24 protein-coding genes are annotated in these 24,621 nt (G+C 64.0%); 11 read left to right on the top strand and 13 right to left on the bottom strand.

The genetic code is table 11. The features are described 5' to 3' along the window. Window positions 1-175 precede the first annotated feature (175 nt). From DM872_RS05520 to DM872_RS05505, 4 genes are all read left to right on the top strand, one after another. A complete protein-coding gene (locus tag DM872_RS05520) occupies window positions 176-1,567 on the top strand; it encodes an FAD-binding oxidoreductase (RefSeq protein WP_179058505.1) in 1,392 nt (463 codons plus the stop codon). 71 nt (window positions 1,568-1,638) lie between these two features. Continuing rightward, a complete protein-coding gene (locus DM872_RS05515) occupies window positions 1,639-2,304 on the top strand; it encodes a fumarylacetoacetate hydrolase family protein (protein WP_179058504.1) in 666 nt (221 codons plus the stop codon). 85 nt (window positions 2,305-2,389) lie between these two features. Continuing rightward, window positions 2,390-3,322, top strand: a complete 933-nt coding sequence (locus DM872_RS05510) for an SdiA-regulated domain-containing protein (protein WP_179058503.1) — start codon at window positions 2,390-2,392, stop codon at window positions 3,320-3,322. Window positions 3,323-3,432: 110 nt separating this feature from the next. Beyond that, window positions 3,433-3,783, top strand: a complete 351-nt coding sequence (locus DM872_RS05505) for a NirD/YgiW/YdeI family stress tolerance protein (RefSeq protein WP_179058502.1) — start codon at window positions 3,433-3,435, stop codon at window positions 3,781-3,783. 125 nt (window positions 3,784-3,908) lie between these two features. Here the strand turns inward: DM872_RS05505 and DM872_RS05500 are convergent, their stop codons facing one another. The 7 genes from DM872_RS05500 to DM872_RS05470 form a co-directional block, all read right to left on the bottom strand. Continuing rightward, a complete protein-coding gene (locus DM872_RS05500; RefSeq protein WP_179058501.1) occupies window positions 3,909-4,940 on the bottom strand; it encodes a histone deacetylase family protein in 1,032 nt (343 codons plus the stop codon). Between the two features lie 34 nt (window positions 4,941-4,974). Next, window positions 4,975-6,366, bottom strand: coding sequence for an APC family permease (locus tag DM872_RS05495; RefSeq protein ID WP_179058500.1), 1,392 nt, complete (start codon window positions 6,364-6,366; stop codon window positions 4,975-4,977). 485 nt (window positions 6,367-6,851) lie between these two features. Continuing rightward, window positions 6,852-7,895 (bottom strand): ABC transporter substrate-binding protein, encoded by a 1,044-nt coding sequence (locus DM872_RS05490; RefSeq protein ID WP_179058499.1) that lies wholly within the window; start codon window positions 7,893-7,895, stop codon window positions 6,852-6,854. 29 nt (window positions 7,896-7,924) lie between these two features. Further along, window positions 7,925-8,713 (bottom strand): ABC transporter permease, encoded by a 789-nt coding sequence (locus tag DM872_RS05485; RefSeq protein ID WP_179058498.1) that lies wholly within the window; start codon window positions 8,711-8,713, stop codon window positions 7,925-7,927. After that, window positions 8,710-9,624 carry an ABC transporter permease gene (locus DM872_RS05480; RefSeq protein WP_179058497.1) on the bottom strand — a complete coding sequence of 305 codons (915 nt, stop codon included), beginning with the start codon at window positions 9,622-9,624 and terminating at the stop codon, window positions 8,710-8,712. Before DM872_RS05480 ends, DM872_RS05485 begins: the two co-directional genes overlap by 4 nt. After that, window positions 9,621-10,670 (bottom strand): ABC transporter ATP-binding protein, encoded by a 1,050-nt coding sequence (locus DM872_RS05475; RefSeq protein WP_179058496.1) that lies wholly within the window; start codon window positions 10,668-10,670, stop codon window positions 9,621-9,623. The genes DM872_RS05480 and DM872_RS05475 overlap by 4 nt, the downstream gene beginning before the upstream one ends. 298 nt (window positions 10,671-10,968) lie before the next feature. Continuing rightward, window positions 10,969-11,985, bottom strand: a complete 1,017-nt coding sequence (locus DM872_RS05470) for an AraC family transcriptional regulator (RefSeq protein WP_179058495.1) — start codon at window positions 11,983-11,985, stop codon at window positions 10,969-10,971. A 118-nt stretch (window positions 11,986-12,103) separates the two neighbouring features. Here DM872_RS05470 and DM872_RS05465 point away from each other — a divergent pair, with 118 nt between their 5' ends. After that, a complete protein-coding gene (locus DM872_RS05465; RefSeq protein ID WP_179058494.1) occupies window positions 12,104-13,027 on the top strand; it encodes an SdiA-regulated domain-containing protein in 924 nt (307 codons plus the stop codon). Here the strand turns inward: DM872_RS05465 and DM872_RS05460 are convergent, their stop codons facing one another. Both DM872_RS05460 and rpiA read right to left on the bottom strand, forming a co-directional pair. Continuing rightward, the gene (locus DM872_RS05460) at window positions 13,028-13,360 is read right to left on the bottom strand and encodes a YegP family protein (RefSeq protein WP_179058493.1); all 333 of its coding nucleotides are present in this window, start codon (window positions 13,358-13,360) and stop codon (window positions 13,028-13,030) included. An 89-nt stretch (window positions 13,361-13,449) separates the two neighbouring features. Further along, window positions 13,450-14,121 carry a ribose-5-phosphate isomerase RpiA gene (gene rpiA / locus DM872_RS05455; protein WP_077524179.1) on the bottom strand — a complete coding sequence of 224 codons (672 nt, stop codon included), beginning with the start codon at window positions 14,119-14,121 and terminating at the stop codon, window positions 13,450-13,452. A 143-nt stretch (window positions 14,122-14,264) separates the two neighbouring features. Here rpiA and ilvA point away from each other — a divergent pair, with 143 nt between their 5' ends. The 3 genes from ilvA to DM872_RS05440 all read left to right on the top strand — a co-directional run bounded on the left by ilvA (window position 14,265) and on the right by DM872_RS05440 (window position 16,801). After that, window positions 14,265-15,779 carry a threonine ammonia-lyase, biosynthetic gene (ilvA, locus tag DM872_RS05450; protein WP_256873297.1) on the top strand — a complete coding sequence of 505 codons (1,515 nt, stop codon included), beginning with the start codon at window positions 14,265-14,267 and terminating at the stop codon, window positions 15,777-15,779. Window positions 15,780-15,852: 73 nt separating this feature from the next. Next, on the top strand, window positions 15,853-16,311 hold the full coding sequence (locus DM872_RS05445) for a DUF2269 family protein (RefSeq protein ID WP_179058491.1): 459 nt from the start codon (window positions 15,853-15,855) through the stop codon (window positions 16,309-16,311). 19 nt (window positions 16,312-16,330) lie between these two features. Continuing rightward, entirely contained in the window at window positions 16,331-16,801 is a 471-nt protein-coding gene (locus DM872_RS05440) for a DUF2269 family protein (protein WP_179058490.1), read from the top strand. 20 nt (window positions 16,802-16,821) lie between these two features. Here DM872_RS05440 and DM872_RS05435 read toward each other — a convergent pair whose 3' ends face one another. After that, on the bottom strand, window positions 16,822-17,475 hold the full coding sequence (locus DM872_RS05435) for an HAD family hydrolase (RefSeq protein ID WP_179058489.1): 654 nt from the start codon (window positions 17,473-17,475) through the stop codon (window positions 16,822-16,824). Between the two features lie 145 nt (window positions 17,476-17,620). On the opposite strand from DM872_RS05435, the gene DM872_RS05430 reads away from it, so the two are divergent. From DM872_RS05430 to DM872_RS05420, 3 genes are all read left to right on the top strand, one after another. Next, a complete protein-coding gene (locus DM872_RS05430) occupies window positions 17,621-18,100 on the top strand; it encodes an RNA pyrophosphohydrolase (protein ID WP_077524243.1) in 480 nt (159 codons plus the stop codon). A gap of 22 nt (window positions 18,101-18,122) precedes the next feature. Then, window positions 18,123-20,402, top strand: a complete 2,280-nt coding sequence (gene ptsP / locus DM872_RS05425; RefSeq protein WP_179058488.1) for a phosphoenolpyruvate--protein phosphotransferase — start codon at window positions 18,123-18,125, stop codon at window positions 20,400-20,402. 80 nt (window positions 20,403-20,482) lie between these two features. After that, entirely contained in the window at window positions 20,483-21,517 is a 1,035-nt protein-coding gene (locus DM872_RS05420; protein ID WP_179058487.1) for a sensor domain-containing diguanylate cyclase, read from the top strand. 260 nt (window positions 21,518-21,777) lie between these two features. On the opposite strand, the gene DM872_RS05415 is transcribed toward DM872_RS05420, so the two are convergent. The 3 genes from DM872_RS05415 to pyrR are packed head-to-tail and all read right to left on the bottom strand — an operon-like array spanning window position 21,778 to window position 24,605. Next, complete coding sequence (locus DM872_RS05415) at window positions 21,778-23,049, bottom strand: dihydroorotase (RefSeq protein ID WP_179058486.1); 1,272 nt, start codon at window positions 23,047-23,049, stop codon at window positions 21,778-21,780. Beyond that, a complete protein-coding gene (locus DM872_RS05410; RefSeq protein ID WP_179058485.1) occupies window positions 23,049-24,056 on the bottom strand; it encodes an aspartate carbamoyltransferase catalytic subunit in 1,008 nt (335 codons plus the stop codon). The genes DM872_RS05415 and DM872_RS05410 overlap by 1 nt, the downstream gene beginning before the upstream one ends. A gap of 36 nt (window positions 24,057-24,092) precedes the next feature. Beyond that, complete coding sequence (gene pyrR / locus DM872_RS05405) at window positions 24,093-24,605, bottom strand: bifunctional pyr operon transcriptional regulator/uracil phosphoribosyltransferase PyrR (protein ID WP_179058484.1); 513 nt, start codon at window positions 24,603-24,605, stop codon at window positions 24,093-24,095. Window positions 24,606-24,621 lie beyond the last annotated feature (16 nt).

Genomic DNA, 24,621 nt, shown 5'->3' with positions numbered 1-24,621 from the left:
TATCCCGGTAAAAATGTCAGAAGCGGGCCGTGGGGGAGCGCGGGCTGCTACCCGGAATATCGGCTGGAGCGCACGATTCACGGGGTGCGTATGCTAGCATGATCTCCTTTTTCCTTGCTCGGTTGCGACCTGAAACGTTCTCAGGGCGACCATGAATGATTTGAGAGTTTCGCTGATGACCAACGCTGCCCTGATCGAAGAGCTGAAGACCCTGGTTGAACCCGGCAAGGTACTGACCGATGCCGCTTCCCTGGACGCCTATGGCAAGGACTGGACCAAGCATTTCGCCCCCGCGCCGAGCGCCATCGTCTTTCCCAAGAGCATCGAGCAGGTGCAGGCCATCGTTCGCTGGGCCAACCAGCACAAGGTGGCGCTGGTACCGTCCGGCGGTCGTACCGGCCTTTCCGCCGCGGCCGTAGCGGCCAATGGCGAAGTGGTCGTCGCCTTCGATTACATGAACCAGATCCTCGAATTCAACGAGTTCGACCGCACCGTGGTCTGCCAGCCGGGCGTGATCACCGAGCAGTTGCAGAACTTTGCTGAGGAAAAGGGCCTGTACTACCCGGTGGACTTCGCGTCCGCAGGTTCCAGCCAGCTTGGCGGCAACATCGGCACCAATGCCGGCGGGATCAAGGTGATTCGCTACGGCATGACCCGTAACTGGGTGGCCGGCCTGAAGGTGGTCACCGGCGCCGGCGACCTGCTGGAGCTGAACCGCGACCTGATCAAGAACGCCACCGGCTACGACATGCGTCAGCTGTTCATCGGCGCTGAAGGCACCCTGGGCTTCGTGGTCGAAGCCACGATGCGCCTTGACCGCGCGCCGAAGAACCTCACAGCGATGGTGCTGGGTTCCCCGGACCTCGACTCCATCATGCCGGTGCTGCACGCTTTCCAGAGCAAGCTGGATCTCACCGCCTTCGAGTTCTTCTCCGACAAGGCCATGGCCAAGGTCCTGGCCCGTGGTGACGTGCCGGCGCCCTTCGAGACCGAGTGCCCCTTCTATGCGCTGCTGGAGTTCGAAGCCGCCAGCGAGGAGATCGCCAACGACGCCCTGGCCACCTTTGAGCATTGCGTCGAGCAGGGCTGGGTGCTGGATGGCGTGATGAGCCAGAGCGAGCAACAGCTGCAGAACCTGTGGAAGCTGCGCGAGTACATCTCCGAGACCATCTCCCACTGGACGCCGTACAAGAACGACATCTCGGTCACCGTTTCCAAGGTGCCGGCCTTCCTGCACGACATCGATGCCATCGTCGAAGCCAACTATCCGGACTTCGAAGTGGTCTGGTTCGGCCATATCGGCGACGGCAACCTGCACCTGAACATCCTCAAGCCGGACAACCTGTCCAAGGACGAGTTCTTCGCCAAGTGCGCCACCGTGAACAAGTGGGTGTTCGAGACCGTGCAGAAGTACAACGGCTCGATCTCCGCCGAACATGGCGTGGGCATGACCAAGCGCGATTACCTCGGCTACAGCCGTTCGGAGCCTGAAATTGCGGTGATGAAGGCGATCAAGGCGGTGTTTGATCCGAACGGGATCATGAACCCCGGCAAGATTTTCAACTAAGCACGAAAGCGGCGGATGAATTCGGAAGGATCATCCGCCGTTTGCGTTATGGACCGTTCAGGAGTCGGTAAATGAGCTACCAGCACCATTACGTCGATGGCACTCCGATCCACTTTTCCCTGGGCAAGGTGGTCTGCGTCGGCCGCAACTACGCCGAGCATGCCAAGGAATTGAACAACCCGGTGCCCACCGAACCGCTGTTGTTCATCAAGCCGGGCTCCTGCACGGTGCCGCTGGCTGGTGGCTTCAGCATTCCCCTGGACCGTGGTGCAGTGCATTACGAGGCGGAAATCGCCGTGCTGATCGGCAAGCCGCTGTCGCGCCGTCCTGATGAAGAGGAAGTGCGCGACGCCATTTCCGGCTTCGCCCCGGCCCTGGACCTGACCCTGCGCGACGTGCAGGCGAAGCTGAAGGAGAAGGGCCTGCCCTGGGAAATCGCCAAGTCCTTCGATGGTGCCTGTGTACTGGCGCCCTTCGTGCCCGGCGACGCCCCGGAGCGTCTCGACGACATCGGCATCCGCCTGAGCGTCAACGGCGAAGTCCGCCAGGACGGCAACAGCCGTGACATGCTCAATGCCATCCTCCCGCTGATCCAGCATATGGCCGGCCACTTCAGCCTGCAGCCGGGCGACGTCATCCTCACCGGCACGCCGGTGGGCGTCGGCCCGCTGAACCAGGGCGACGAACTTGTGCTGGAGCTGGTAGGGCACAGTCGCTTCGAAAGCCGGGTCATCTGACCCAGCCGACCGCCGGTCGGGGTTTCACGGAACTTTCACTGGCATTTGGCTATCTATTGCCGACCCTTTTTTTGAGTAGTACCTGATGCCGCGCCGCCTCCTGTCGTTCGTTAGCCGTCGCCGACTGATGCTGGGCCTGGTCGCCATTGCCGCCGGCGCCACCGCGCTGACCCGGTACATGCACTGGGATGACCGCGCCCTGGTGTGGGTCGGCGAGCAGCAGGCGAGCCAGGAACAGCGCGCCGCCAGCATCTGGCTCCCGGGCTACAAGGCGGTGCTGCAGGGCAAGCCCCTGGCCGGTCTGGAGAACGACGAAACCTCCGACCTGGCCTACAACCCCGTTACCGGGACCCTGTTCACCGTCACCGGCAAGTCGCCCACCCTGGTGGAGCTGAGCCGTGAGGGCGAGGTGCTGCGCAAGATTCCGCTGAAGGGCTTCTCCAACCCAGAAGGCGTGGCCGTACTCGAAGGCGGCCATGTGGCGGTGACCGACGAGCGTCGCCGTACGCTGTCGATCTTCGAACTGGACCCGCAAACCCGTGAACTGAGCGCCGATGCGACGAACGAGTTCGACCTCGGCTTCCCGGACTCGGGCAACAAGGGCTTCGAAGGCATCGCCTGGGACCCGCTCAACGGCCAGTTGATCCTCGGCAAGGAGCGTGGCCCCGTCGCCCTGTTTAGTCTGGGCAGCGATGGCAACGAGACCCTTGGCGAAGCGCTGCGTCCGTTACCCAGCTACGGCCTGGGCATGCGCAACCTTTCGGCGTTGAGCATCGACCCGCGCACCGGCCATCTGCTGGTGCTCTCGGCCCAGTCCAATCTGCTGCTGGAACTGAATGAACAGGGCGAACCGATCAGCTTCATCAGCCTGCTCGGCGGCATGAACGGCCTGGACAGCCGTATTCCCCGAGCCGAAGGCGTGGCGATGGACGAGAGCGGTGACATCTACGTCGTCAGCGAGCCCAACCTGTTCTACGTATTCCGCAAGAACCTGGTCGCCAGCGCCGATCCGCGCTGACGCGCTCTGCAGGGTGCGCCGTTAAGCTTCGCTTAAGGCGCATTTAAGCCTCGTTTCAGCCAGCCGTCCTAGCCTGATCCCGTCATCTACACACACACGGGATCATCTCCATGAAAGCCAAATACCTCGCCCTGCTGGCCGTACCGCTGTTCTCCACCGCCGTCATGGCCAACAGTTACACCGGCCCGGGCGCCAATGCCCAGATCAGCACCGTCGCCGCCGCCCTCGAAGCCGCCGACGATGCTCCAGTGGTGCTGAAGGGACAGATCGTTCGCCGCATCAAGGGCGATATCTACGAGTTCAAGGACGCCACCGGCAGCATGAAGGTGGAAATCGACGATGAAGACTGGCCGCCGATGTCCATCGGCGAGAAAGACACCGTCAAGCTGACCGGCGAAGTGGATCGCGACCTGACGGGCCGCGAGGTGGATGTGGAGTTCGTTGAGCGGGTGAACTCATAAAACCTTGTGGGGGCGAATTTATTCGCTAAGGGTAGCGCAGCTGCCCCCGAAATGATCCGAAGGGCAAACCTTCGGTCTGCATAGCGAATGAATTCGCCCCCACAAATGCCATTTCCCTGAATACCTCACGCCACGCTATCGAACCCCTGCAATACATTGATCGCGTTGATGCCGATCTCCTCCACCGCATAACCCCCTTCCATCACGAACAGCGTCTGCAGGCCGAGCTTGCCGATGACCTCGCCCATGCGCAGGTAATCCGGGCTGTCCAGCTTGAACTGCGAAATCGGGTCTTCCTTGAAGGTATCCACACCCAACGAAACCACCAGCGCGTCCGGCGCGTATTCGGCGATCTGCCGGCAGGCGTCGGCGAGCGCCAGGCTCCAGGCGGACCAGTCGATGCCCGAAGCCAGCGGGTAGTTGAAGTTGAAGCCTGCTCCCGCACCCACGCCTTTCTCGTCGGCGAAGCCCAGGTAGTAGGGGTACTCGAAGCGCGGGTCGCCGTGGATCGAGGTGAAGAGCACGTCGCCGCGGTCGTAGAAGATGTCCTGGGTACCGTTGCCGTGGTGGTAGTCCACGTCCAGCACTGCGACCCGCTTGGCGCCGGCGTCCAGCATGGCCTGCACGGCAATGGCCGCGTTGTTCAGGTAGCAGTAGCCGCCCATGTAGTCGGCGGCGGCGTGGTGTCCCGGCGGGCGGCACAGGGAGAAGATGCCGCGGGCGCCCTTGCGCAGCTCGGCCTGGCCGCTGAGGGCGACGTTGGCCGAGCTGGTGATGGCCTGCCAGGTGCCGGCGGTGATGGGCGCACCGGCATCGAAGGAGTAGTAGCCCAGGCGACCGTCGATATCGGTCGGCTCCACCTGGCGCAGGCGCCGGGTCGGCCAGGCGATGGGCAGCATGTCGTGGCTACGACCCTTGGCCTGCCATTCGCTCCAGGCCGTCTTCAGGAAGTTCACGAACCCCTCGCTGTGCACCCGCAGGATGGGCGACAGGCCGAAATCCGTCGGTGCCTGGATGGCGCCCAGGTTCACGGCCTTGGCACGGTCCAGCACCATGTCGGCGCGGCTCGGTTTCTCGAAGCAGGGGGTGAACTGGCCACCGATCAGCTCATGCTTGCCGTGGTGCAGGTGGTGGTCGTCGGAATAGATCGTCAGCATCAGCGTCTCCTGGTCGGCTAGTGGTCAGTCGGGGTCATTCGAACTCAGAGAATTGCACCTGCGGCGCCTTGCGGCGGAAGCCGCCGGTCTGAATCGCCAGGTAGGCCAGGCCAATGGCGAACCAGCCGAGGCCGATGGCCAGGGTCAGGCCCGACAGACTGGTCCAGAGCCAGGCGATCAGGGCGAAACCGATGGCCGGGATCAGGCCATAGCGCAACACGTCACCCGACTGGCGCGGACGGCCGTCGAACAGGTGGGTGCGGATCACCGCCAGGTTCACGGCGGAGAAGGCCACCAGCGCGCCGAAACTGATCATCGAAGCGAGGGTAGCGAGGTCGATCACCACCGCCAGCAGCGACACGGCCGAGACGATCAGGATGGCGGTGGTCGGGGTCTGGAAGCGCCCGGACAGGGTGCCGAACAGGCGGCGCGGAAGAATGCCGTCGCGGCCCATGCTGTAGAGGATGCGCGATACCGAGGCCTGGGAAGCCAGGGCCGAACCGACGGAACCGGCGACATAGATGGCGGTGAAGAATGCAGCGAGGAACTGCCCGCCAGCCTTCAGCATCACTTCGTTCGCAGCGGCGTCCACGTCCTGGAAGACGCTACCGGGGAATACCAACTGGGAAACCAGCGCCAGGACGAAGAACAGCGCACCGGCGATCAGGGTAGTAATGACGATGGCGCGCGGGATGTCACGCCGCGGATCGCGGGCTTCCTCGGCCAGGGTCGACACCGCGTCGAAGCCGAGGAAGGACAGGCAGAGCACCGCCGCACCCGCCATCAGCGGTGCCAGTCCCGGCTGGCTGCCGTCGCCGATGAAGGGGGCGGTGAAGTCGACCGGGGCACCGAACAGGCTCTTGCCGGCCATGGCCAGGAACACCACGACGAATACTACCTGGGCGGCCACGATCAGGTTGCTCATGCTCGACACCGAATTGATGCCGCGAACGTTCAGCGCGGTGACCAGGGCAATGGCGCTGACCACGAAGACCCAAGCCGGTACTTCCGGGAAGGCCACGTTGAGGAACAGGCCGATCACCAGGTAGTTGATCATCGGCAGGAACAGGTAATCCAGCAGCAGCGACCAGCCGGTGAGGAAGCCTGCGCCGGCGCCGAAGCTCAGGCTGGTATAGGAGTACGCAGAGCCGGCGATGGGATAGCGGCGGACCATGAAGCTGTACGACAGGGCGGTGAAGATCATCGCCAGCAGGGTCACCACATAGGCCAGGGCGGTGCGGCCGCCCGTCATCTGCGTGACCACGCCGTAGGTGGTGAAGATAGTCAGCGGCACCATGTAGACGAGGCCGAAGAACACCAGGGCGGGCAGCCCGAGTATCCGGCGCAGGGCGGTTCCCTGGGCGCTGTGGGTGAATTCGTTGGGCAGGCTGCCGCTGTTTTCGAGGCTGGCGGACGGGGTGGGCATTTATTCTTCTCTCCAATCTACTGCGCGCCGCTGGGCGGCGCCTGGGTCGCTATGCGAGCCATCCATGCGCGTGCGAGGCCGGGTCCGTTGCGCATCCGGCTGTGCGCGGGCAGTCAGTAAAGGTGGAGTTGCGGGGTCCGCAGGACGAAGTGGGGAAGGGTGGTTCGAGGCGCAAGTGCACGGGACATCGTCGTATCTCTCTAGCCATTTTTCTTGTTGATTCAGCGCCGCCATGGGGCGCTTGCTAGTGGCATGCAGTTCGATTCTGTCAGCGCCCGGCAGGCCGCAGAACCCCGCAAAGGGTCAAAAAGGGATCGAAATGGCCAACATGGTTGGCCGGGGTATCCACCCTTGTATCTACGCACTGATGTCGGTTGGTCTGAGCTACGCGAAGCCCAACACGCGGAATTACCGGCAAAACGTTGGGCCTCGCTGCGCTCGGACCAACCTACTAAAAAGCGTTCGTAGGATGGCGTTCTTCCGACTTACTTCTTCAGCTTGGTCCACACCTTGCTGCGCAGGCTCAGGGCCTTGGGCGAGCAGAGTTTGAAGGTGCGCAGGCGGTCGAGCTTGTCTTGCGGGGTGTTGATGGCCGGGTCGTCGAACAGTTCTTTTTCCATGAACTTGTCCGAGCCTTCGATGGCGTTGTTGTACTTGGCGAAGTTGGAGGCGGCGGCGATGTTCTCCGGCAGCATCATCCAGTTGATGAAGGCGTGGGCCTCCTCGACGTTCACCGCATCCTTGGGAATCACGAGGTTGTCGATGAAGACGTGGATGCCTTCTTTCGGATACACGTAGACCAGGCTGTCGCGCTGGGCGTGGGCGCGGTGGAAGGCGCCGTTCCACTGCATGTGCATGGCGACTTCGCCAGCGGCCATGCGCTCGATGGTGCCATCGCTGTTGTACATCGCCAGCAGTGGCTTCTGCGCCAGCAGGAGGTCCTGGATCTTCTTCGCTTCCTTCGGGTCCTCGGTGCACTGGTCGATGGACAGGTAGTGGGAGGCGGCGATGTACAGGTCTTCGATGGAGTTCAGTGCAACGACCTTACCCTTCAGTTCGGCCGGTGGCTCGAAGAAGGGCCTCCAACTCTCATCCAGCTTGCCGCCTGGTACCTGCTTGCTGTCGTAGCTGTAGCCGGTTGTGCCCCACAGGTACGGCACGCTGTAGTCGTGGCCGGGGTCGAAGTCGAGCGTCTGGAAGTTGGCCTTGAGGTTCTTCAGGTTGGGCAGCTTGCTCTTGTCGAATTTCTGCAGCAGTCCGTCGCCGGCCATGATCTGGATGAAGCTGTCGGACGGCACGACCACGTCGTAGGCACCGCCACCGGCCTTGAGCTTGGCCAACAGGGTTTCGTTGCTGTCGTAGGCATCCAGGGTGGCCTTGATGCCGGTGTCCTTCTCGAACTTCTTCAACAGCTCCGGCGGGTAGTAGTCCGACCAGTTGGCGAAGTGCAGGGTCCCTGCGGCCTGGGCCGAGCCGGCAAGGCCGGAGGCGAGCAGTACGGCAAGTGCGAGCGGGGTACGACGGGTCATGGTCAAGCTCCTTGCTGGTCGAGGACGGGTCAGCGCTTGCGCTGCCCGACGTAGTAGGACAATGCAACGAAAACTATGGAAATCACGAGGATGATCGAGGAGATCGCGTTGATCTTCGGCGAAATACCCATCCGAATTGAGCTGAAGATGTACACCGGCAGGGTGGTGGCCCCGGCCCCGGCGACGAAGTAGGTGATGACGAAGTCGTCCATGGAAATGATGAAGGCGAGCATTGCGCCGGAGAGGATGCCGGGCATCAGCAGCGGGAAGGTCACCTTCCAGAAGGCTTTCCAGGGCGAGGCGTAGAGGTCGGCGGCGGCTTCGGCCAGGCGCGGGTCCATGCCTTCCAGGCGGGCGCGGATCGGCAGGTAGGCGAAGGGAATGCAGAACACCACGTGGGCGATGAGGATGGTGAACAGCGAGAGCTTCAGGCCGATGAAGGCGAAGAACATCAGGGTGGCCACCGCCGTGACGATCTCCGGCACCAGCAGCGGCAGGCCGAGCACTCCGCTCATCAGCGTCTGCCCACGGAAGGCGCGGCCGCGCATGCCCAAGGCGGCGAGGGTGGCCAGGGCGGTTGCGATCAGGGTGGCGAAGGTGGCGACGATCAGCGAGTTCTTCGCCGCCCGGACGATTTCCGGGTCGTTGGCGACCACCGAGTACCACTTGAGGCTGAAGCTTTCCCAGATGGTCGCCGACTGTCCGCCGTTGAAGCTCAGCGCCACCAGCACCAGGATCGGCACATAGAGGAAGGCGAAGAACAGCCAGGCGGTGGGCCGTACGCCGGTGAATCGCCAGAGGGGGTTCTGCATGTTCATGGGTGGCCTCCGCCGGCGGCCTGCTTGAAGCGCAGGCTATAGAGCAGCATTGCCAGCAGCACGAAGCCGAGCAGGGCGAAGGACAGTGCCGCGCCCAGTGGCCAGTTGTGGGATGCGCCGAACTGCAGCTGGATCAGGTTGCCGATCATCAGCGACTTACCGCCCCCCAGCAGCTCGGGAATGATGTAGTTGCCGAGCGACGGGATGAACACCAGGATCGCGCCGGCGACGATGCCCGGCATGGCCAGCGGCACAATGATCCGGCGCAGGGCCTGGAAGCGGTTGGCGCCGAGGTCGAAGGCGGCTTCTACCAGTCGCCAGTCGAGTTTTTCGAGGCTGGTGTAGATAGGCAGCACCATGAACGGCAGGAAGGTGTAGAGCAGGCCGATCACCACGGCGACATCCGTGTAGAGCAGGCCCAGCGCGCCGTCGGACAGGCCGAAGACGCCGAGGCCGCTGTCCACCAGGCCGCCATTGCGCAGCAGCAGGATCCACGCGTAGACCCGCACCAGCAGGTTGGTCCAGAAGGGCACGGTGACCAGGAACAGCAGCAGGTTGCGTTTGCGCTCGCTCTGCAGCGCCAGGTAGAGGGCAGTAGGGAAGCCGATCAGCAGGCAGCCGACCGTGGTCAGCACTGACAGCCAGAATGAGCGCTGGAAAATCTGCAGATAGTCGGTGTTGAACACCAGGCTGTCGTCCAGGTCGCGCTCGTAGAGGAAGTTGATGTAGGCCTCCAGCGAGTACTGGTCCCACTTCACGCCGCCGTAGTCGCCCGGAGCCAGGATCGACACCAGGAACATGATGCCCAGCGGCAGCACCAGGAACACCAGCAGGGCGAGCATGGCCGGGCTGGTCAGCGCCAGGCGACGCTGCAGCTGGCGGCGCTCCGCCTGGGCGCGCAGGGTACTCATTCGACCAGCACCCGGATGGCTTCGCCGGGCACCTGTACCCGCACCTTTTCGCCGGCTGAATAGACGTTCAGCGCCCCATTGCGGTTCTGCTGGCGCACACGGAAGCCACTCTGCCCGGCGATGTTGAGGTGGTACACGGTATCGGTCCCGACATAGACCACGTTCTCGATTTCACCGGCCAGGTTGCCCTGTTCGTCGAGGCAGGTGCGCTCCGGGCGGATCGCCAGGGTCACGGCGCCACGACGGGGGCTGTAGGCGCTGAGCAACTGGCCGTCGGGCAGCAGAATGCCGCGTTCCAGCGCTTCGCCTTCGAGGAAGTTGGTTTCACCGATGAAGTCCGCCACTGTGCGGTTCAGCGGTGCTTCGTAGATTTCCGTCGGGGTGCCGACCTGGAGGATGCGGCCCTTGCTCATCACCGCGATGCGGTCGGACATGGTCAGGGCTTCTTCCTGGTCGTGGGTGACGAAGATGAAGGTAATGCCGGTCTCGTGCTGCAGGCGCTTGAGTTCGATCTGCATATCCTTGCGCAGCTTCTGGTCCAGCGCCGAAAGCGATTCGTCCAGCAGCAGCACCTTGGGCTTGTTGGCCAGGGCGCGGGCCAGGGCGATGCGCTGCTGCTGGCCACCGGAAAGCTGGTCGGCGCGGCGTTTGCCCACATCCGGCAGCTTCACCAGTTCCAGCATGCGCTGCACCGTCTGCTCGATGTCGCTGCGGGAGAGCCCGCGCATTTCCAGGCCGAAGGCGATGTTCTGCGCCACCGTCATGTGGGGGAACAGGGCGTAGCTCTGGAACACGGTGTTGACCGGGCGGCGGAACGGCGGGAGGCCCTGCATCGGCTCGCCGTAGAGGCGGATGGCGCCGGAGCTGGGTTGCTCGAAACCGGCGATGAGCCGCAAGAGAGTGGTCTTGCCGCAGCCGGACGGGCCGAGGAGGGTGAAGAACTCGTTGGCGCGGATTTCCAGGGAAACATCGTCGAGGGCCTTCACGCCCTGCCCCGGATCACCGAACTCCATGCACACACGTTCGACGCTGATCGCGCTAGTCATGCTGATCACAAGCTCTAAGGGTTTGTTCTTATTGGGCTTTTCTTTTTTCGCTGGTGAAGCGGCCCTTGTTTGTCGCGATTCTGTCAGCAGCCTAGTAGGTGCAGAACGATAGATCAGGTCAAAAGGGGATATTTTCGGCCAATTTGTAAAGGGTGATTAAGGTTGCGAAGAGGCGGGAAGGAGCCTGTGGGGGCGAATTCATTCGCGAATGGCGGCGGAGCTGCCCCAGAGGTCGTAGGGCAAACCTGCGGTCTGCTTTGGCGAATGAATTCGCCCCCCACAATGGCCGCTGGCAAGCCTAGCGCCGATACAGGCTCGGCGACTGCCCGCTCCAGCGCTGGAAGGCATGCCGGAAGCTCGCGGTCTCGCTGTAGCCGAGCTGCTCGGCGATCAGGTAGATGGGCAGGTCGGTCTGCACCAGCAACTGGCGCGCCTTGTCGTAGCGCACTTCGTCCAGCAGACGCTGGAAGCTGGTGTTCAGCTGCCGCAAGTGGCGGCGCAGGGTGCGTTCGGAGCGATGCAACTGGCGCGCGACGCTATCGAGGTCGCAGGCGTCGCGCAGGTTGCCGGCCAGGTGCTGGCGGATCTGGTCGAGCACGTCATGGCGGCTGTTGAGCTGGGCATCCAGTTTCAGGCATTGCTGCAGGCCATAGTGGCACGTCACCGGGTCCGCCAGGGGCAGGGTGCGGTCGAGCAGGGCGGCGTCGAAGCAGAGCGCATTGCGCGAGGCGCCGAATTCCACCGGGCAACCGAGTATCTGTTCATAGGTGGCGGCGTGTAGCGGCGGTCGATAGGACAGGTAGACCCGGAGCGGGCGAATGCTGGTACCGAGCAGGTCCTGCAGCACGGTGAGCAGCGAGGTCAGGCACAGCTCGCTGTTGAATACCGTCAGCTCCGGTGCGTAGCGGTAGCCGACTGCGACGAGGCGCGCCTCGTCGCAGTCTTCCTCAAGGCTCAGCTTGAAGTAGGTCCCCAGCAGTGCTGACTGGCCGAGGGCGATGGTCAGGGCATCGCGCAAGGTGCGGCTGGCGAGCATGGTGTAGCCGAGCATGCCGTAGGCGGATACGTGCATGCGCAGGCCGAGGGACAGGCCCAGGGCGGGATCGCGGGTGCTGGCCAGGGCATTGGCGAAGACGCGCAGCTCCTGGGCATGCGAGATCAACTTATCGGGGGTGTCGAGATCGGCGCAGCAGACGCCGCTGCCATCCAGCAGGACCCTGCGGTCGGTGCCGCTGCTGGCCAATGTGGCCACGGCCAGGGCGATGGTGTGCAAGGTGGTGAGTGCGCGTTCTTCCGGTAGCAGCGCGGTGGCCATGTCCGTCCCCTTTTGTAACGTCCTTCCAGCATGTGCGCAGGCTTTAAGCTTCAATTCAGGTAGAAGTCCGGTGCGCTCTGTATCCTTCGCCGCGTCCTGAATCCCCGAGTCCTGATCGATGCGTTCATTCCTGACCCCGTGGCGCCTGGTCACCGCGTTCCTGGTGCTGCTGCTGGTGCTGCTCGGAATTGCCGCCCAGCAGTTCCGGCTGTTCGAGCGCGGTCTGTTCGCACTGCAAGAATGGCGCCACGCCTCCGAATGGCGGGAACGATCTCTCTGGCTGCCGGACTATCAGGTGGCCATCGAGGCCAAGCCCATCGAGGGCCTGTCGGACGACGTCTCCGCGCTGACCTACGATCCTGACCGGCACAGCCTCTTCACCGTCACCAACCAGCGTCCTGAAATCATCGAACTGTCCCTGGACGGGCACCTGATCCGCCGCATCCAGTTGGTGGGATTTGGCGACCCCGAGGCCATCGAGTACATCAGCAAGGGCGTCTATGTGATCACCGACGAGCGCCTGCAGCGCCTCATCAAGGTACGCGTCGACGAGAACACCACCTCCATCGATGCCAGCGAGTCGCAGCAGTTGTCCCTGGGTATCGGCCTTTCGGGTAACAAGGGCTTCGAGGGCCTGGCCTACGATTCCGTCGGGCAGCGCCTGTTCGTGGCCAAGGAGCGCGATCCGGTGCGCATCTACGAGATCCACGGTTTCCCCCACACCAACCCGGACAAGCCCTTCGCGGTACATGTGGTGGACGACCCGAAGCGTGATGCCCGGCTCTTCCTGCGCGACCTTTCCAGCCTGCAATACGAGGAGCGCAGCGGCCATTTGCTGGCGCTGTCGGACGAGTCGCGGCTGGTGCTGGAGCTGAACGCCGATGGCCGCCCCATTAGCACGCTTTCGCTGCTGCGCGGCATGCACGGCCTGCAGCGGGGGGTGCCGCAGGCCGAGGGGGTGGCCATGGATAACGACGGCAACCTCTATCTGGTCAGCGAGCCAAACCTGTTCTACGTGTTCCGCAAACAGGCGAGCGACTGATCAGCTTTCGTCGTTGAGGGTGGCGCCGGGGGCATTGTTTCTGACCGAGTCGATGCCTGCGCTGGCGCTGGAGGCGCTGGCGTACATCTGGCTCTGGCCGATGACCTGGCCGTTGGTGGCCTTGAGCACGAAGTAGAACTTGCCGTTGCTGGCGGTCTTGCTTTCGAAGGCGCCGTCGCGAGCGGCGTTCTTGCGCACAGACTCGATACCGTTCAAGGCTGAATCCTTGGCCTTGTACAGCTCGCTGGTGAGGATGGTTTCGCCGTTGCCGGCGTTCAGGTTGAAGTGGAACTGGCCATCGTTGGCCTTCTTCAGGTGGAATTTCCCAGCCATGGGGCACCTCCTAGTTCGTGGCATTGGACGGCGCCGAACGACGCCGTAGCCAACAAATCTAGACGGTTTCCCGCAGGCCGGGAGTCCGGTCAGGCGGTCAGGCTCCGGACGCCATCCTTGGTGCCGAGCAGCAGCAGGTCGGCCGGACGGGCGGCGAACAGGCCGTTGGTGACCACGCCGACGATGTTGTTGATCTGCTCTTCGAGTTGTACCGGGCTGTCGATCTGCAGGTTGTACACATCGAGGATGATGTTGCCGTTGTCGGTCAGCACGCCTTCGCGGTAGACCGGATCACCGCCCAGCTTCACCAGTTGGCGAGCCACATGGCTGCGGGCCATGGGGATGACTTCCACCGGCAGCGGGAAGGTGCCGAGCAGCGGAACCAGCTTGCTCTCGTCGGCGATGCAGATGAAGGTCTTGGCCACCGCCGCGACGATCTTCTCGCGGGTCAGGGCGGCACCGCCGCCCTTGATCAGTTCGAGGCGCTCGTTGCTCTCGTCGGCACCGTCGACATAGAACTCCAGGTCGCTGACGCCATTCAGGTCGTAGACCGGGATGCCGTGGCCCTTCAGACGCTGGGCGGTGGCTTCGGAGCTGGCCACGGCACCGTCGAAGGCCATCTTGTGCTGGGCCAGCAGGTCGATGAAGAAGTTGGCGGTGGAGCCGGTGCCGACGCCGACGATGCTCTTTTCACCGAGCTTGGGAAGGATGAAGTCGATGGCGGCCTGGGCGACGGCCTGCTTGAGCTGGTCCTGGGTCATGCTGTGGAGGTCCGATAGGAGGAGTGTCGAGGGCGCGAATTATAGCCCGTCGCCGGGGCAAAACCCCGCATTCTCTGTGGTCGCCCGACGAATCCCTGCGGTAGACTCGGTCCTCCCGTGAAATGCCCGCCAGTGAAACCGCGATGCTCGAAGAATACGTGAAGAAGACCCTGACCTCGCGCGTCTACGACGTCGCCGTGGAAACCCCGCTGCAGCCCGCCCGCCAGCTCACCGAGCGCCTCGGCAACCAGATCCTCCTCAAGCGCGAGGACCTGCAACCGGTCTATTCCTTCAAGATTCGTGGCGCCTACAACAAGATCGCCCAGCTCTCCCGCGAGGAACTGAATCGCGGGGTGGTCACCGCATCGGCCGGCAATCATGCCCAGGGCGTCGCCCTGGCGGCCCGCGAGTTGGGCGTTAAAGCGACCATCGTGATGCCGCGCACCACGCCGGAGCTGAAAGTGCAGGGCGTACGTGCCCGCGGCGGCAAGGTGGTGCTGCACGGCGACGCCTTCCCCGAGGCGCTGGCGCACTCGCTGAAGCTGGTGGAAGAGAAGGGCTACGTCTACATCCACCCCTACGATGATCCGGAAGTGATCGCCGGCCAGGGCACCGTGGCGATGGAAATCCTGCGTCAGCACCCCGGCCGCCTGGACGCCATCTTCGTGCCAGTGGGCGGTGGCGGCCTGGTTGCGGGTATCGCGGCCTTCGTCAAATACCTGCGCCCCGAGGTGAAGGTGATCGGCGTCGAGCCGGACGATTCCAACTGCCTGCAGGCCGCCATGGCCGCTGGCGAGCGCGTGGTGCTGGGGCAAGTCGGACTGTTTGCCGACGGCGTTGCCGTGGCGCAGATCGGCCAGCACACCTTCGATATCTGCAAGCAGCATGTGGATGAGGTGATCACAGTCAGCACCGACGAAATCTGTGCGGCGATCAAGGATATCTACGACGACACCCGCTCCATCACCGAACCTGCCGGCGCCCTCGCCGTGGCCGGGATCAAGAAGTACGTCGAGCGTGAAGGCGTGCGCGACCATACCCTGGTGGCCATCGACTCCGGCGCCAACATCAACTTCGACCGTCTGCGCCACGTGGCCGAGCGTGCCGAGCTGGGGGAGAAGCGCGAGGCGATCATCGCGGTGACCATCCCGGAGCGCCCGGGCAGCTTCAAGGCCTTCTGCGAGGCCATCGGCAAGCGCCAGATCACCGAGTTCAACTACCGCTACAACACCGACGCCGAAGCCCACATCTTCGTCGGCGTGCAGACCCACCCGGAAACCGACCCGCGCGCGGTCCTGGTGGAAAACCTGCGCAGCCAGGGCTTCCCGGTGCTGGACCTCACCGATAACGAATTGGCCAAGCTGCATATCCGTCACATGGTTGGCGGGCACGCGGTGCGCATCAGCGATGAAATGGTGTTCCGTTTCGAATTCCCCGAGCGTCCGGGGGCGCTGTTCAACTTCCTCAACAAGCTCGGCGGCCGCTGGAACATCACCATGTTCCACTACCGCAACCACGGCGCCGCCGATGGCCGCGTGGTCGCCGGCCTGCAGGTGCCGGCCGAGGAGCGCGCGCTGGTGCATGCCGCTCTCGACGAGATCGGCTATCCCCACTGGGACGAAAGCGACAACCCGGCGTACCAGCTCTTCCTGGGCTGACGCAGGCCGGGGTGCTGGATCGGGCGGCTGCTAGGCTTGGACTCAGCCGCCCACGCAGACAAGGACCTGCTTCATGGAAAACTACCTCGCATTTCGCATCCTTCACGGCCTGGCCACCCTGCTGTTCTTCGGCGGACTGGCAGGACTGGCATGGTACGGCTGGCGCAATTTCCGTTCCGGCGATGCCGCGCTGATCGGCCCCAGCCTGCGGCGCATCCTGCTGATCGGCGTGCCGTTACTGATCCTCGTCGCCGTGTCGCTGCCGATCAGCGGCTGGTGGATGGTGAACCTCGCTGGTCTGCCGCTGGGCCAGACCTGGCTCCTCGGCGGCGCCATCCTTTACCTCTTCGGTTGCATTGCCTGGCTGCTGCTGTTCCGCCGTGTCGGGCGACTGCGGGAGCAGGCACTGGTCGACGGTGGACCGGCTTCCGCGCCTGCTCGCCGCAGCCTCAAGTTCGGTGCCGCTTATGGTCTCGTCGGCCTGCTGCTATTTCTTTCCGTGCTGGCGCTGATGCTGGCCAAACCGCTCTGATGTAGCGTCTGCACCCCGCATGACCCTCTATTTCCTGTTCAAGACAGTCCATGGCTTGCTGGCCGCCGTGCTTTTCGGCGCGGCGCTGGCCGGGCTGTTCTTCGCCCGCCGGGCCTGGAATAAAGAGGCTGATCCCCAGCAGATGGCGGCCACCTTCGCCTCTTTGGTGAGGCTGGAATGCTGGTTGATCGCCAGTTCCGCCGTGCTGCTGCCCCTGAGTGGCCTGGCGCTGGCGAAGGTCGGCGGCTGGCCCTTGGGTCAGCGCTGGCTGTTGTGGAGTGTAGGAATCTACCTGCTGGCAGCGCTCTGCTGGCTGCCTCTGCTCTGGCTGCAGGTGCGCATCCGCAACCTGGCGCGCCAGGCGTTTCGGGATGGCACGGCCCTAGCGCCGCAGGTGGCCAGCCATGTGGCTGTACGCACCTGGCTGGCGGTTCTCGCACTGGTCTTGTTGGCGGTGGTGTACGCGCTGATGGTGATCAAACCGCTTTGAGCGGAGTGATTGAAGCGCACTCAACGCAGGGTAATCACCGGCCAACCGCGTTGCAGGGCTTCGGCCCGCAGCTTCGGATCGGGGTCCACGGCTACCGGATGGCTCACCTGCTCGAGTAGCGGCAGATCGTTCAGCGAATCGCTATAGAAGCTGCTGCCCTCGAGGCTGAAGCCGGTTTCCTCCAGCCAGCGCGCCAGGCGCGTTACCTTGCCTTCGCGGAAGCAGGGGACATCGGTGGTGCGGCCGGTGTAGCGGCCGTCGGCCATTTCGCATTCGGTGGCCAGCAGGGTTTCGACGCCCAGACGCCTGGCGATCGGCGCAGTGACGAAACGGTTGGTGGCGGTGATGATCAGCAGCTTGTCGCCGGTGGCGCGGTGCTCGGCCAGCAGGGCTTCGGCCTTCGGCAGGATGATCGGTTCGACGCAGTCGCGCATGAACTCGCGGTGCCACTGGTCGAGCTGCACCATTTCGGTGCGGCCGAGGATTTCCAGGCTGAAGTTCAGGTAGTCCTGGATGTTCAGTCGACCGGCCAGGTAGTCCTGATAGAACTCGTCGTTGCGCGCCTTGTAGGCGATCCCGTCGAGGATGCCGCGTTCGCACAGGTAGTCGCCCCAGGCGTGATCGCTATCGCCGGCCAGCAGGGTGTTGTCGAGGTCGAAAAGAGCCAAACGCACGTCGTATTTCCTTGCATCGAGGCTTCGAAGGGCGGTCAGAATAGCGGCTTTGAGCGGTGCTGCCCATCGCGAGAAAGGCTCGCATTGCTGCGTTTAAGGCCTTTATGGAACAATGCCGAAACATGCGTTTGCGAGGTTGAGTGCCGTGATCGATTCCGATGGTTTTCGCCCGAATGTCGGCATCATTCTCGCCAATGATGTCGGGCAGGTGCTTTGGGCCCGGCGTATCAATCAGGATGCCTGGCAGTTCCCGCAGGGTGGTATCAATCCACGCGAGACGCCCGAAGAGGCACTTTTCCGGGAGTTGAACGAAGAAGTCGGCCTGGAAGAGCGGGATGTGAAGATTCTTGCCTGCACTCGCGGCTGGTTGCGCTATCGTCTGCCGCAGCGCCTTGTGCGTACCAATAGCCAGCCGCTGTGTATTGGACAGAAGCAGAAGTGGTTCCTGCTGCGTTTGCAGTCGGACGAGAACAAGGTACGGATGGACCTGACCGGCAAGCCCGAATTCGACGGCTGGCGCTGGGTCAGTTACTGGTACCCGTTGGGCCAGGTGGTGACCTTCAAGCGTGAAGTCTATCGCCGGGCACTCAAGGAACTAGCACCGCGCCTCCTGGCGCAAGACTGACCCGGAGAAAGGCTGACTAGCCATGCTCAACACGCTGCGCAAGATCGTCCAGGAAGTGAACGCCGCCAAGGATCTGAAGGCGGCGTTGGCGATCATCGTGCAGCGGGTCAAGGAGGCCATGGGCAGCCAGGTCTGCTCGGTCTACCTGCTGGACCCGGAGTCCAACCGGTTCGTGCTCATGGCCACCGAAGGCCTGAACAAGCGCTCCATCGGCAAGGTCAGCATGGCCCCCAACGAAGGCCTGGTGGGCCTGGTGGGCACCCGCGAGGAACCGCTGAACCTCGAGCACGCCGCCGATCACCCCCGTTACCGCTACTTCGCCGAGACCGGTGAAGAGCGCTTCGCCTCCTTCCTCGGCGCCCCGATCATCCACCACCGTCGAGTGATGGGCGTACTGGTGGTGCAGCAAAAGGAGCGGCGTCAGTTCGACGAGGGCGAGGAAGCCTTCCTCGTCACCATGAGCGCGCAGCTCGCGGGCGTAATCGCCCATGCCGAGGCGACCGGTTCGATTCGCGGCCTGGGTCGCCAGGGCAAAGGAATCCAGGAAACCAAGTTCGTCGGTGTGCCGGGCGCCCCTGGTGCCGCGGTGGGTACCGCGGTGGTGGTGCTGCCGCCGGCCGATCTGGACGTGGTGCCCGATCGCACGGTCGATGACATCGAGGCCGAAGTAGAACGCTTCAAGCAGGCCCTGGAAGCGGTGCGCGAAGACATGCGCCGGCTCTCCAGCAAGCTGGAAACCCAATTGCGCCCCGAAGAGCGTGCCCTCTTCGACGTTTACCTGATGATGCTCGACGACGCCTCCATCGGTATGGAGGTCAAGCGCGTGATCCGCACCGGCCAGTGGGCCCAGGGTGCGCTGCGCCAGGTTGTGTTGGAGCACGTCACCCGCTTCGAGCTGATGGACGACGCCTACCTGCGCGAACGCGCCTCCGATGTGAAGGATCTCGGTCGCCGCCTGCTCGCCTACCTGCAGGAAGAGCGCAAGCAGAACCTCGTCTACCAGGAAAACACCATCCTCGTCAGCGAGGAGCTGTCCCCGGCGATGCTCGGCGAAGTGCCTGAAGGCAAGCTCGTTGGCCTGGTTTCGGTACTTGGCTCGGGCAACTCCCATGTCGCCATCCTCGCGCGTGCCATGGGCATCCCGACGGTGATGGGCGTGGTCGACCTGCCATATTCCAAGGTCGACGGCATCGAGCTGATCGTCGACGGCTACCACGGCGAAGTCTTCACCAACCCCTCGGCGCAACTGCGCAAGCAGTACAGCGAAGTGGTGGAAGAGGAACGCCAGCTGGTCAAGGGGCTGGACGCACTGCGCAGCCTGCCCTGCGAGACCCTGGACGGCCAACGCATGCCGCTCTGGGTGAACACCGGCCTTCTTGCCGACGTGACCCGCGCCCAGGAGCGCGGCGCCGAGGGCGTCGGCCTGTATCGCACCGAAGTGCCGTTCATGATCAACGAGCGATTCCCCAGCGAAAAAGAGCAGCTCGCCATCTACCGCGAACAGCTCGCCGCCTTCCATCCGCTGCCGGTGACCATGCGCACGCTGGATATCGGCGGCGACAAGGCGCTGTCGTATTTCCCGATCAAGGAAAGCAACCCCTTCCTCGGCTGGCGCGGCATCCGCGTCACCCTCGACCATCCGGAGATCTTCCTGGTCCAGGTGCGCGCCATGCTCAAGGCCAGTGAGGGCCTGGACAACCTGCGTATCCTGCTGCCGATGATTTCCGGCACCCACGAGCTGGAAGAGGCGCTGCACCTGATCCATCGTGCCTGGGGCGAGGTGCGTGACGAAGGCGTGGACATCCCCATGCCGCCGGTAGGGGTGATGATCGAGATCCCCGCTGCCGTCTACCAGACCAAGGAGCTGTCGCGCCAGGTGGACTTCCTCTCGGTGGGGTCCAACGACCTCACCCAGTACCTGCTGGCGGTGGACCGCAACAACCCGCGCGTGGCGGACCTTTACGACTACCTGCACCCGGCGGTGCTGCAAGCGCTGAAGAAGGTGGTGGACGACGCCCACGCCGAAGGCAAACCGGTGAGCATCTGCGGCGAGATGGCGGGTGATCCCGCGGCTGCCGTGCTGCTGCTGGCCATGGGCTTCGACAGCTTGTCGATGAACGCCACCAACCTGCCCAAGGTGAAGTGGTTGCTGCGCCAGGTCACCATGACGAAAGCCAGGGAACTCCTGGATCAGCTGCTGGCCATCGACAACCCGCAGGTTATCCACAGCTCGCTGCATCTTGCCCTGCGCAACCTGGGCCTCGGCCGGGTGATCAACCCGGCGGCGACCATCCAGGCCTGAGGCTGGAAGCAAGTTTTGTAACGCTCGGGTAGGTGCCTGGGCGTAGCGGTCTCAACCGGGTTTCGGCCCGCAGGAAGCTTATGGAAAAGCTTGAGCCCCTCGACCATTGCTACGGCACCACCCTCGAAGAAGTCGAGCGCACCCTGCGCTTCGCCCTGGACATCGTCAGTGACGGTATCTGGGACTGGAACATCCGCACCAATCACGTCAAGCGCAGCTCCGGCTGGTACTCCATGCTCGGCTACGCGCTGGATAGCTTGCCGGAAGACGTGGATACCTGGAAATCGGTGATCCATCCCGGCGATATCGAGCGGGTGATGCGCCACTTCCAGGCTTACCTGGACGGCGAAAGCCTGATCTATGCCGAGGACTACCGCTGCCGCTGCCGCGACGGCAGTTACCTGTGGATCAGCGATCATGGCCGTTTCGTCGAGTTCGACGAGGCCGGCACGCCGACGCGGATGATCGGCGCGCACCGCAATATCCACCAGCGCAAGATGGCCAGCCTCGAATTGCAGCGAAAGAACGAGGAGTTGCTGGCCCTCAATCGCAAGCTGGAGGCGCTGGTGGACGCCCGCACCGAGGCCCTGCGCCAGGCTAATGAGGCGCTGGCCCAGCAGGTTGCAAGCGCTATGCGCCTCAGCGAGACCGACCCGCTGACCCAGGTTTCCAACCGTCGCCATTTTGAGCGCAACCTGCACAGCGAGTGGCAGCGCTTCCAGCGTCATGGGCATGTGACGTCGCTGCTGATGTTCGACCTCGATCATTTCAAACGCATCAATGACAGCCACGGCCACCAGATCGGTGATCGTGCCCTCGTGGCCGTCAGCCGCATCGTTCGTGCGGCGCTCAGGGACGAGGATTGCTTCGCCCGTTGGGGCGGCGAGGAGTTCATCGCCCTGCTGCCGGAGACCGGGCAGGACGCCGCCTTGCAGCTGGCAGAGCGTCTGCGCCTGGTGGTCCCCCAGGCCGATCCCAGCCTGCCACTGGGTTTGACGGCCAGTTTCTCGGTGGCGGGAATGCAGGCTGGCGAAGGGGTCGAGTCCCTGCTCAAGCGCCTGGACGACGGCCTCTATCGCGCCAAGCAGCGACGCAACTGCATCGAGGCCTGTTGATCCCCGCGTCCTTTGAAATGAAAAAGCCCGCCCAATGGCGTAATGCTGTTCAGTTCGCCCCGCCAACGAGGTGTCGCTGTTGTTGTAGGAGCGAGCTTGCTCGCGAAGCTTTCCGGGATATCGCCCATTCGCCAGCAAGCTGGCTCCTACAGCGTTTCCCCACTGCAGAAACCAAGAACGCCGCTCACCCGGTGAGGGATTAGCGGCGTTCTTATGTGAACAGCATTACGCCGAATGGCGGGCTTTTTCGTGCAGCGGCTTCAGGCCTGGAAAATGATCCTGCCGTCCACCAGCGTGTAGCGGACCTTGCCGGGCAGGCAGTGACCGATGAAGGGGCAGTTGTCGCCTTTGGACTTCCAGGTTTCACCGGCCAGGGTGGATGCCTGCGGGTCGAACAGCACCAGATCCGCGGGTGCGCCGACGGCCAGGCGGCCAGCGGGCAGGCGCAGGGCGCGAGCCGGGCCGGCGGTGAGGCGGGCGAGCAGGGTCGGCAGATCGAGCAGACCGTCCTGGACCAGAGTCATGGCCAGCGGAAGCAGCAACTCCACGCTGCTGATGCCGGGCTCGGTAGCGCCGAACGGCGCGAGCTTGGCATCAGGCTCATGGGGTTGGTGGTGACTCGAAATGGCCGAGATCACGCCGCTTCTCACAGCTTCGCGCAGGCCATCGCGGTCGGCGCGGGTGCGCAGCGGCGGTTGCACGTGGTAGAGGCTGGAGAAGTCGATCAGCGCCTCGTCGGTGAGGATCAACTGGTACATGGCCACGTCAGCGGTCACCGGCAAGCCACGGGCCTGGGCCTGGGCAATCAGCTCGGCACCGCGGGCGCTGGTGATCTGGCTGAAGTGGGCGCGCACGCCGCTTTGCTCCACCAGCAGCAAGTCACGGGCGAGTGCCACGGTCTCGGCAGTCTCCGGAATACCGGCCAGGCCGAGGAAGCTGGCGGTCGGGCCTTCGTGGGCCAGTCCGCCTTCGGCCAGGGATGCATCCTGGGAGTGGAAGACCACGGTCAGGTCGAAGGTGGCAGCGTATTCCAGGGAGCGGCGCTGCACGCGGTTGCTGGCGAAGCTGGCGAGGCCATTGCCGAAGGCCACGCAGCCCACGTCGCGCAGGGCCACCAGCTCGGACAACTGCTCACCGGCCAGGCCCTTGGTCAGGGCGCCGATGGGGAAGACCTTGGCATGACCGGCCTCCTGGGCGCGATCGAGGATCAGCTCGGCCACGGCCGGTGTATCCAGGATCGGGCGGGTCAGGGGCGGGCAGCAGAGACTGGTGACGCCACCGCTCGCGGCGGCGAGGGTCTCGCTGGCGATACTGCCCTTGCGGCTGTAGCCGGGCTCGCGCAGGGCGACGGACAGGTCGACCAGGCCGGGCGCGGCGACCAGGCCCTTGGCGTCGAGGGTCTTGTCCGCTTCGAAGCCTGCCGGCGCTTTGCCGATGGCGGCGACCTTGCCGCTTTCAAGGAAGAGATCGGTGATCTGATCCTGGCCACTGGCCGGGTCGATCAGGCGGGCACCGAGGATGTGGGTACGCATCAGTTCAGCTCCTCGGCTTCCTGGTTCAGTTGGCGTTGCGCGGTCTGGCCGCTCATGGCCATGGAAAGCACCGCCATGCGCACGGCGATGCCGTAGGTGACCTGGTTGAGGATCACCGACTGCGCGCCGTCGGCCACCGCGGACTCGATTTCCACGCCGCGGTTGATCGGGCCCGGGTGCATGACGATGGCATCCGGTTTAGCCAGTGTCAGGCGCTGGGAACTCAGGCCGTACAGCTTGTAGAACTCGCCCTCGCTGGGCAGCAGGCCACCCTGCATGCGTTCGCGCTGCAGGCGCAGCATGATCACCACGTCCACATCCTTGAGGCCTTCGGCGAGGTCGGTGTAGACCTTCACGCCGTATTGTTCGACACCCACCGGGATCAAGGTCTTCGGACCGATCACGCGGATGTCCTGGCAGCCCAGGGTGCGCAGGGCGAGCATGTTGGAGCGGGCGACGCGCGAGTGCAGGATGTCGCCGACGATGGCCACCGAGAGGTTCTCGAAGTTGCCTTTGTGGCGACGGATGGTGAGCATGTCGAGCATGCCCTGGGTCGGGTGCGCGTGGCGCCCGTCACCGCCGTTGATGATGGCCACGTCCGGGGACACGTGCTCGGCGATGAAGTGGGCCGCGCCGGAGTCTGCATGGCGCACGACGAACATGTCGGCGGCCATCGCCTCCAGGTTGCGCAGGGTGTCGAACAGCGTCTCGCCCTTGCTGGTGGAGGAGGTGGAAACGTTGAGGGTAATGACGTCGGCGGACAGGCGCTGGGCCGCCAGCTCGAAGGTCGTGCGGGTGCGGGTGGAGTTCTCGAAGAACACGTTGCACACCGTCTTGCCGCGCAGCAGCGGGACTTTCTTCACCGCGCGGGCGCCGACTTCGAGGAAGGAGTCGGCGGTGTCGAGGATTTCCGTCAGCAGCTCGCGGGGCAGACCGTCGAGCGAGAGGAAGTGGCGCAGCTGGCCCTGGTCGTTGAGCTGCAGCGGGCGCTTGGCGTCTGTCGGCATGGGGCAGGCCCTGAAAAGTTACGGGAAATCGGGAGGTCAGGCGGGTGAAGCGAGGTCCTGGCGCTCGAGGGTGAGCGGCGCGGGGCCGAGCAATTTTACCCGTTCCGTGGCGCCCAGGGACAGGGTTGCACCGACCACGTCCGGACGGATCGGCAGCTCGCGCGCATTGAGATCGAGCAGGCACACCAACGTCACGCTGGCGGGGCGGCCGTAGTCGAAGAGCTCGTTGAGCGCTGCACGTACGGTGCGGCCGCTCATGAGCACGTCATCGATCAGTACCAGGTGCTGGCCCTCGACCTCGAAGGGCAGCTCGGAAGGGCGCACTTGCGGGTGCAGCCCGCTCTGGGTGAAGTCGTCGCGATAGAAGGACACGTCCAGGGTGCCCATCGGGCTCGACACGCCCAGTTGCTCCAGCAAGGCCTGGGCGACCCACACGCCGCCGGTCCGAATGCCGATGTAGCGCGGCTCGTCGATCTTGCGGGACTTCAGGTGAGCTTTCAGGTCGCTGGCCATCCTCGGCAGCAGCTCGGCGGGGTTGGGCAGGGTCATCGGCGGTCCTCGCGTT

The organism is Pseudomonas taiwanensis (assembly GCF_013393345.1).
Taxonomy (GTDB): Bacteria; Pseudomonadota; Gammaproteobacteria; order Pseudomonadales; family Pseudomonadaceae; genus Metapseudomonas; species Metapseudomonas resinovorans_C.
This window is presented reverse-complemented; position numbering and strand designations above follow the sequence as displayed.

Excerpts from the sequence above, each read along its gene's own strand:
- DM872_RS05520 (WP_179058505.1), top strand. The coding sequence starts at position 176 with ATGACCAACGCTGCCCTGATCGAAGAGCTGAAGACCCTGGTTGAACCC.
- DM872_RS05515 (WP_179058504.1), top strand. The coding sequence starts at position 1,639 with ATGAGCTACCAGCACCATTACGTCGATGGCACTCCGATCCACTTTTCC.
- DM872_RS05510 (WP_179058503.1), top strand. The coding sequence starts at position 2,390 with ATGCCGCGCCGCCTCCTGTCGTTCGTTAGCCGTCGCCGACTGATGCTG.
- DM872_RS05505 (WP_179058502.1), top strand. The coding sequence starts at position 3,433 with ATGAAAGCCAAATACCTCGCCCTGCTGGCCGTACCGCTGTTCTCCACC.
- DM872_RS05500 (WP_179058501.1), bottom strand. The coding sequence starts at position 4,940 with ATGCTGACGATCTATTCCGACGACCACCACCTGCACCACGGCAAGCAT.
- DM872_RS05495 (WP_179058500.1), bottom strand. The coding sequence starts at position 6,366 with ATGCCCACCCCGTCCGCCAGCCTCGAAAACAGCGGCAGCCTGCCCAAC.
- DM872_RS05490 (WP_179058499.1), bottom strand. The coding sequence starts at position 7,895 with ATGACCCGTCGTACCCCGCTCGCACTTGCCGTACTGCTCGCCTCCGGC.
- DM872_RS05485 (WP_179058498.1), bottom strand. The coding sequence starts at position 8,713 with ATGAACATGCAGAACCCCCTCTGGCGATTCACCGGCGTACGGCCCACC.
- DM872_RS05480 (WP_179058497.1), bottom strand. The coding sequence starts at position 9,624 with ATGAGTACCCTGCGCGCCCAGGCGGAGCGCCGCCAGCTGCAGCGTCGC.
- DM872_RS05475 (WP_179058496.1), bottom strand. The coding sequence starts at position 10,670 with ATGACTAGCGCGATCAGCGTCGAACGTGTGTGCATGGAGTTCGGTGAT.
- DM872_RS05470 (WP_179058495.1), bottom strand. The coding sequence starts at position 11,985 with ATGGCCACCGCGCTGCTACCGGAAGAACGCGCACTCACCACCTTGCAC.
- DM872_RS05465 (WP_179058494.1), top strand. The coding sequence starts at position 12,104 with ATGCGTTCATTCCTGACCCCGTGGCGCCTGGTCACCGCGTTCCTGGTG.
- DM872_RS05460 (WP_179058493.1), bottom strand. The coding sequence starts at position 13,360 with ATGGCTGGGAAATTCCACCTGAAGAAGGCCAACGATGGCCAGTTCCAC.
- rpiA (WP_077524179.1), bottom strand. The coding sequence starts at position 14,121 with ATGACCCAGGACCAGCTCAAGCAGGCCGTCGCCCAGGCCGCCATCGAC.
- ilvA (WP_256873297.1), top strand. The coding sequence starts at position 14,265 with ATGCTCGAAGAATACGTGAAGAAGACCCTGACCTCGCGCGTCTACGAC.
- DM872_RS05445 (WP_179058491.1), top strand. The coding sequence starts at position 15,853 with ATGGAAAACTACCTCGCATTTCGCATCCTTCACGGCCTGGCCACCCTG.
- DM872_RS05440 (WP_179058490.1), top strand. The coding sequence starts at position 16,331 with ATGACCCTCTATTTCCTGTTCAAGACAGTCCATGGCTTGCTGGCCGCC.
- ptsP (WP_179058488.1), top strand. The coding sequence starts at position 18,123 with ATGCTCAACACGCTGCGCAAGATCGTCCAGGAAGTGAACGCCGCCAAG.
- DM872_RS05420 (WP_179058487.1), top strand. The coding sequence starts at position 20,483 with ATGGAAAAGCTTGAGCCCCTCGACCATTGCTACGGCACCACCCTCGAA.
- DM872_RS05415 (WP_179058486.1), bottom strand. The coding sequence starts at position 23,049 with ATGCGTACCCACATCCTCGGTGCCCGCCTGATCGACCCGGCCAGTGGC.
- DM872_RS05410 (WP_179058485.1), bottom strand. The coding sequence starts at position 24,056 with ATGCCGACAGACGCCAAGCGCCCGCTGCAGCTCAACGACCAGGGCCAG.
- pyrR (WP_179058484.1), bottom strand. The coding sequence starts at position 24,605 with ATGACCCTGCCCAACCCCGCCGAGCTGCTGCCGAGGATGGCCAGCGAC.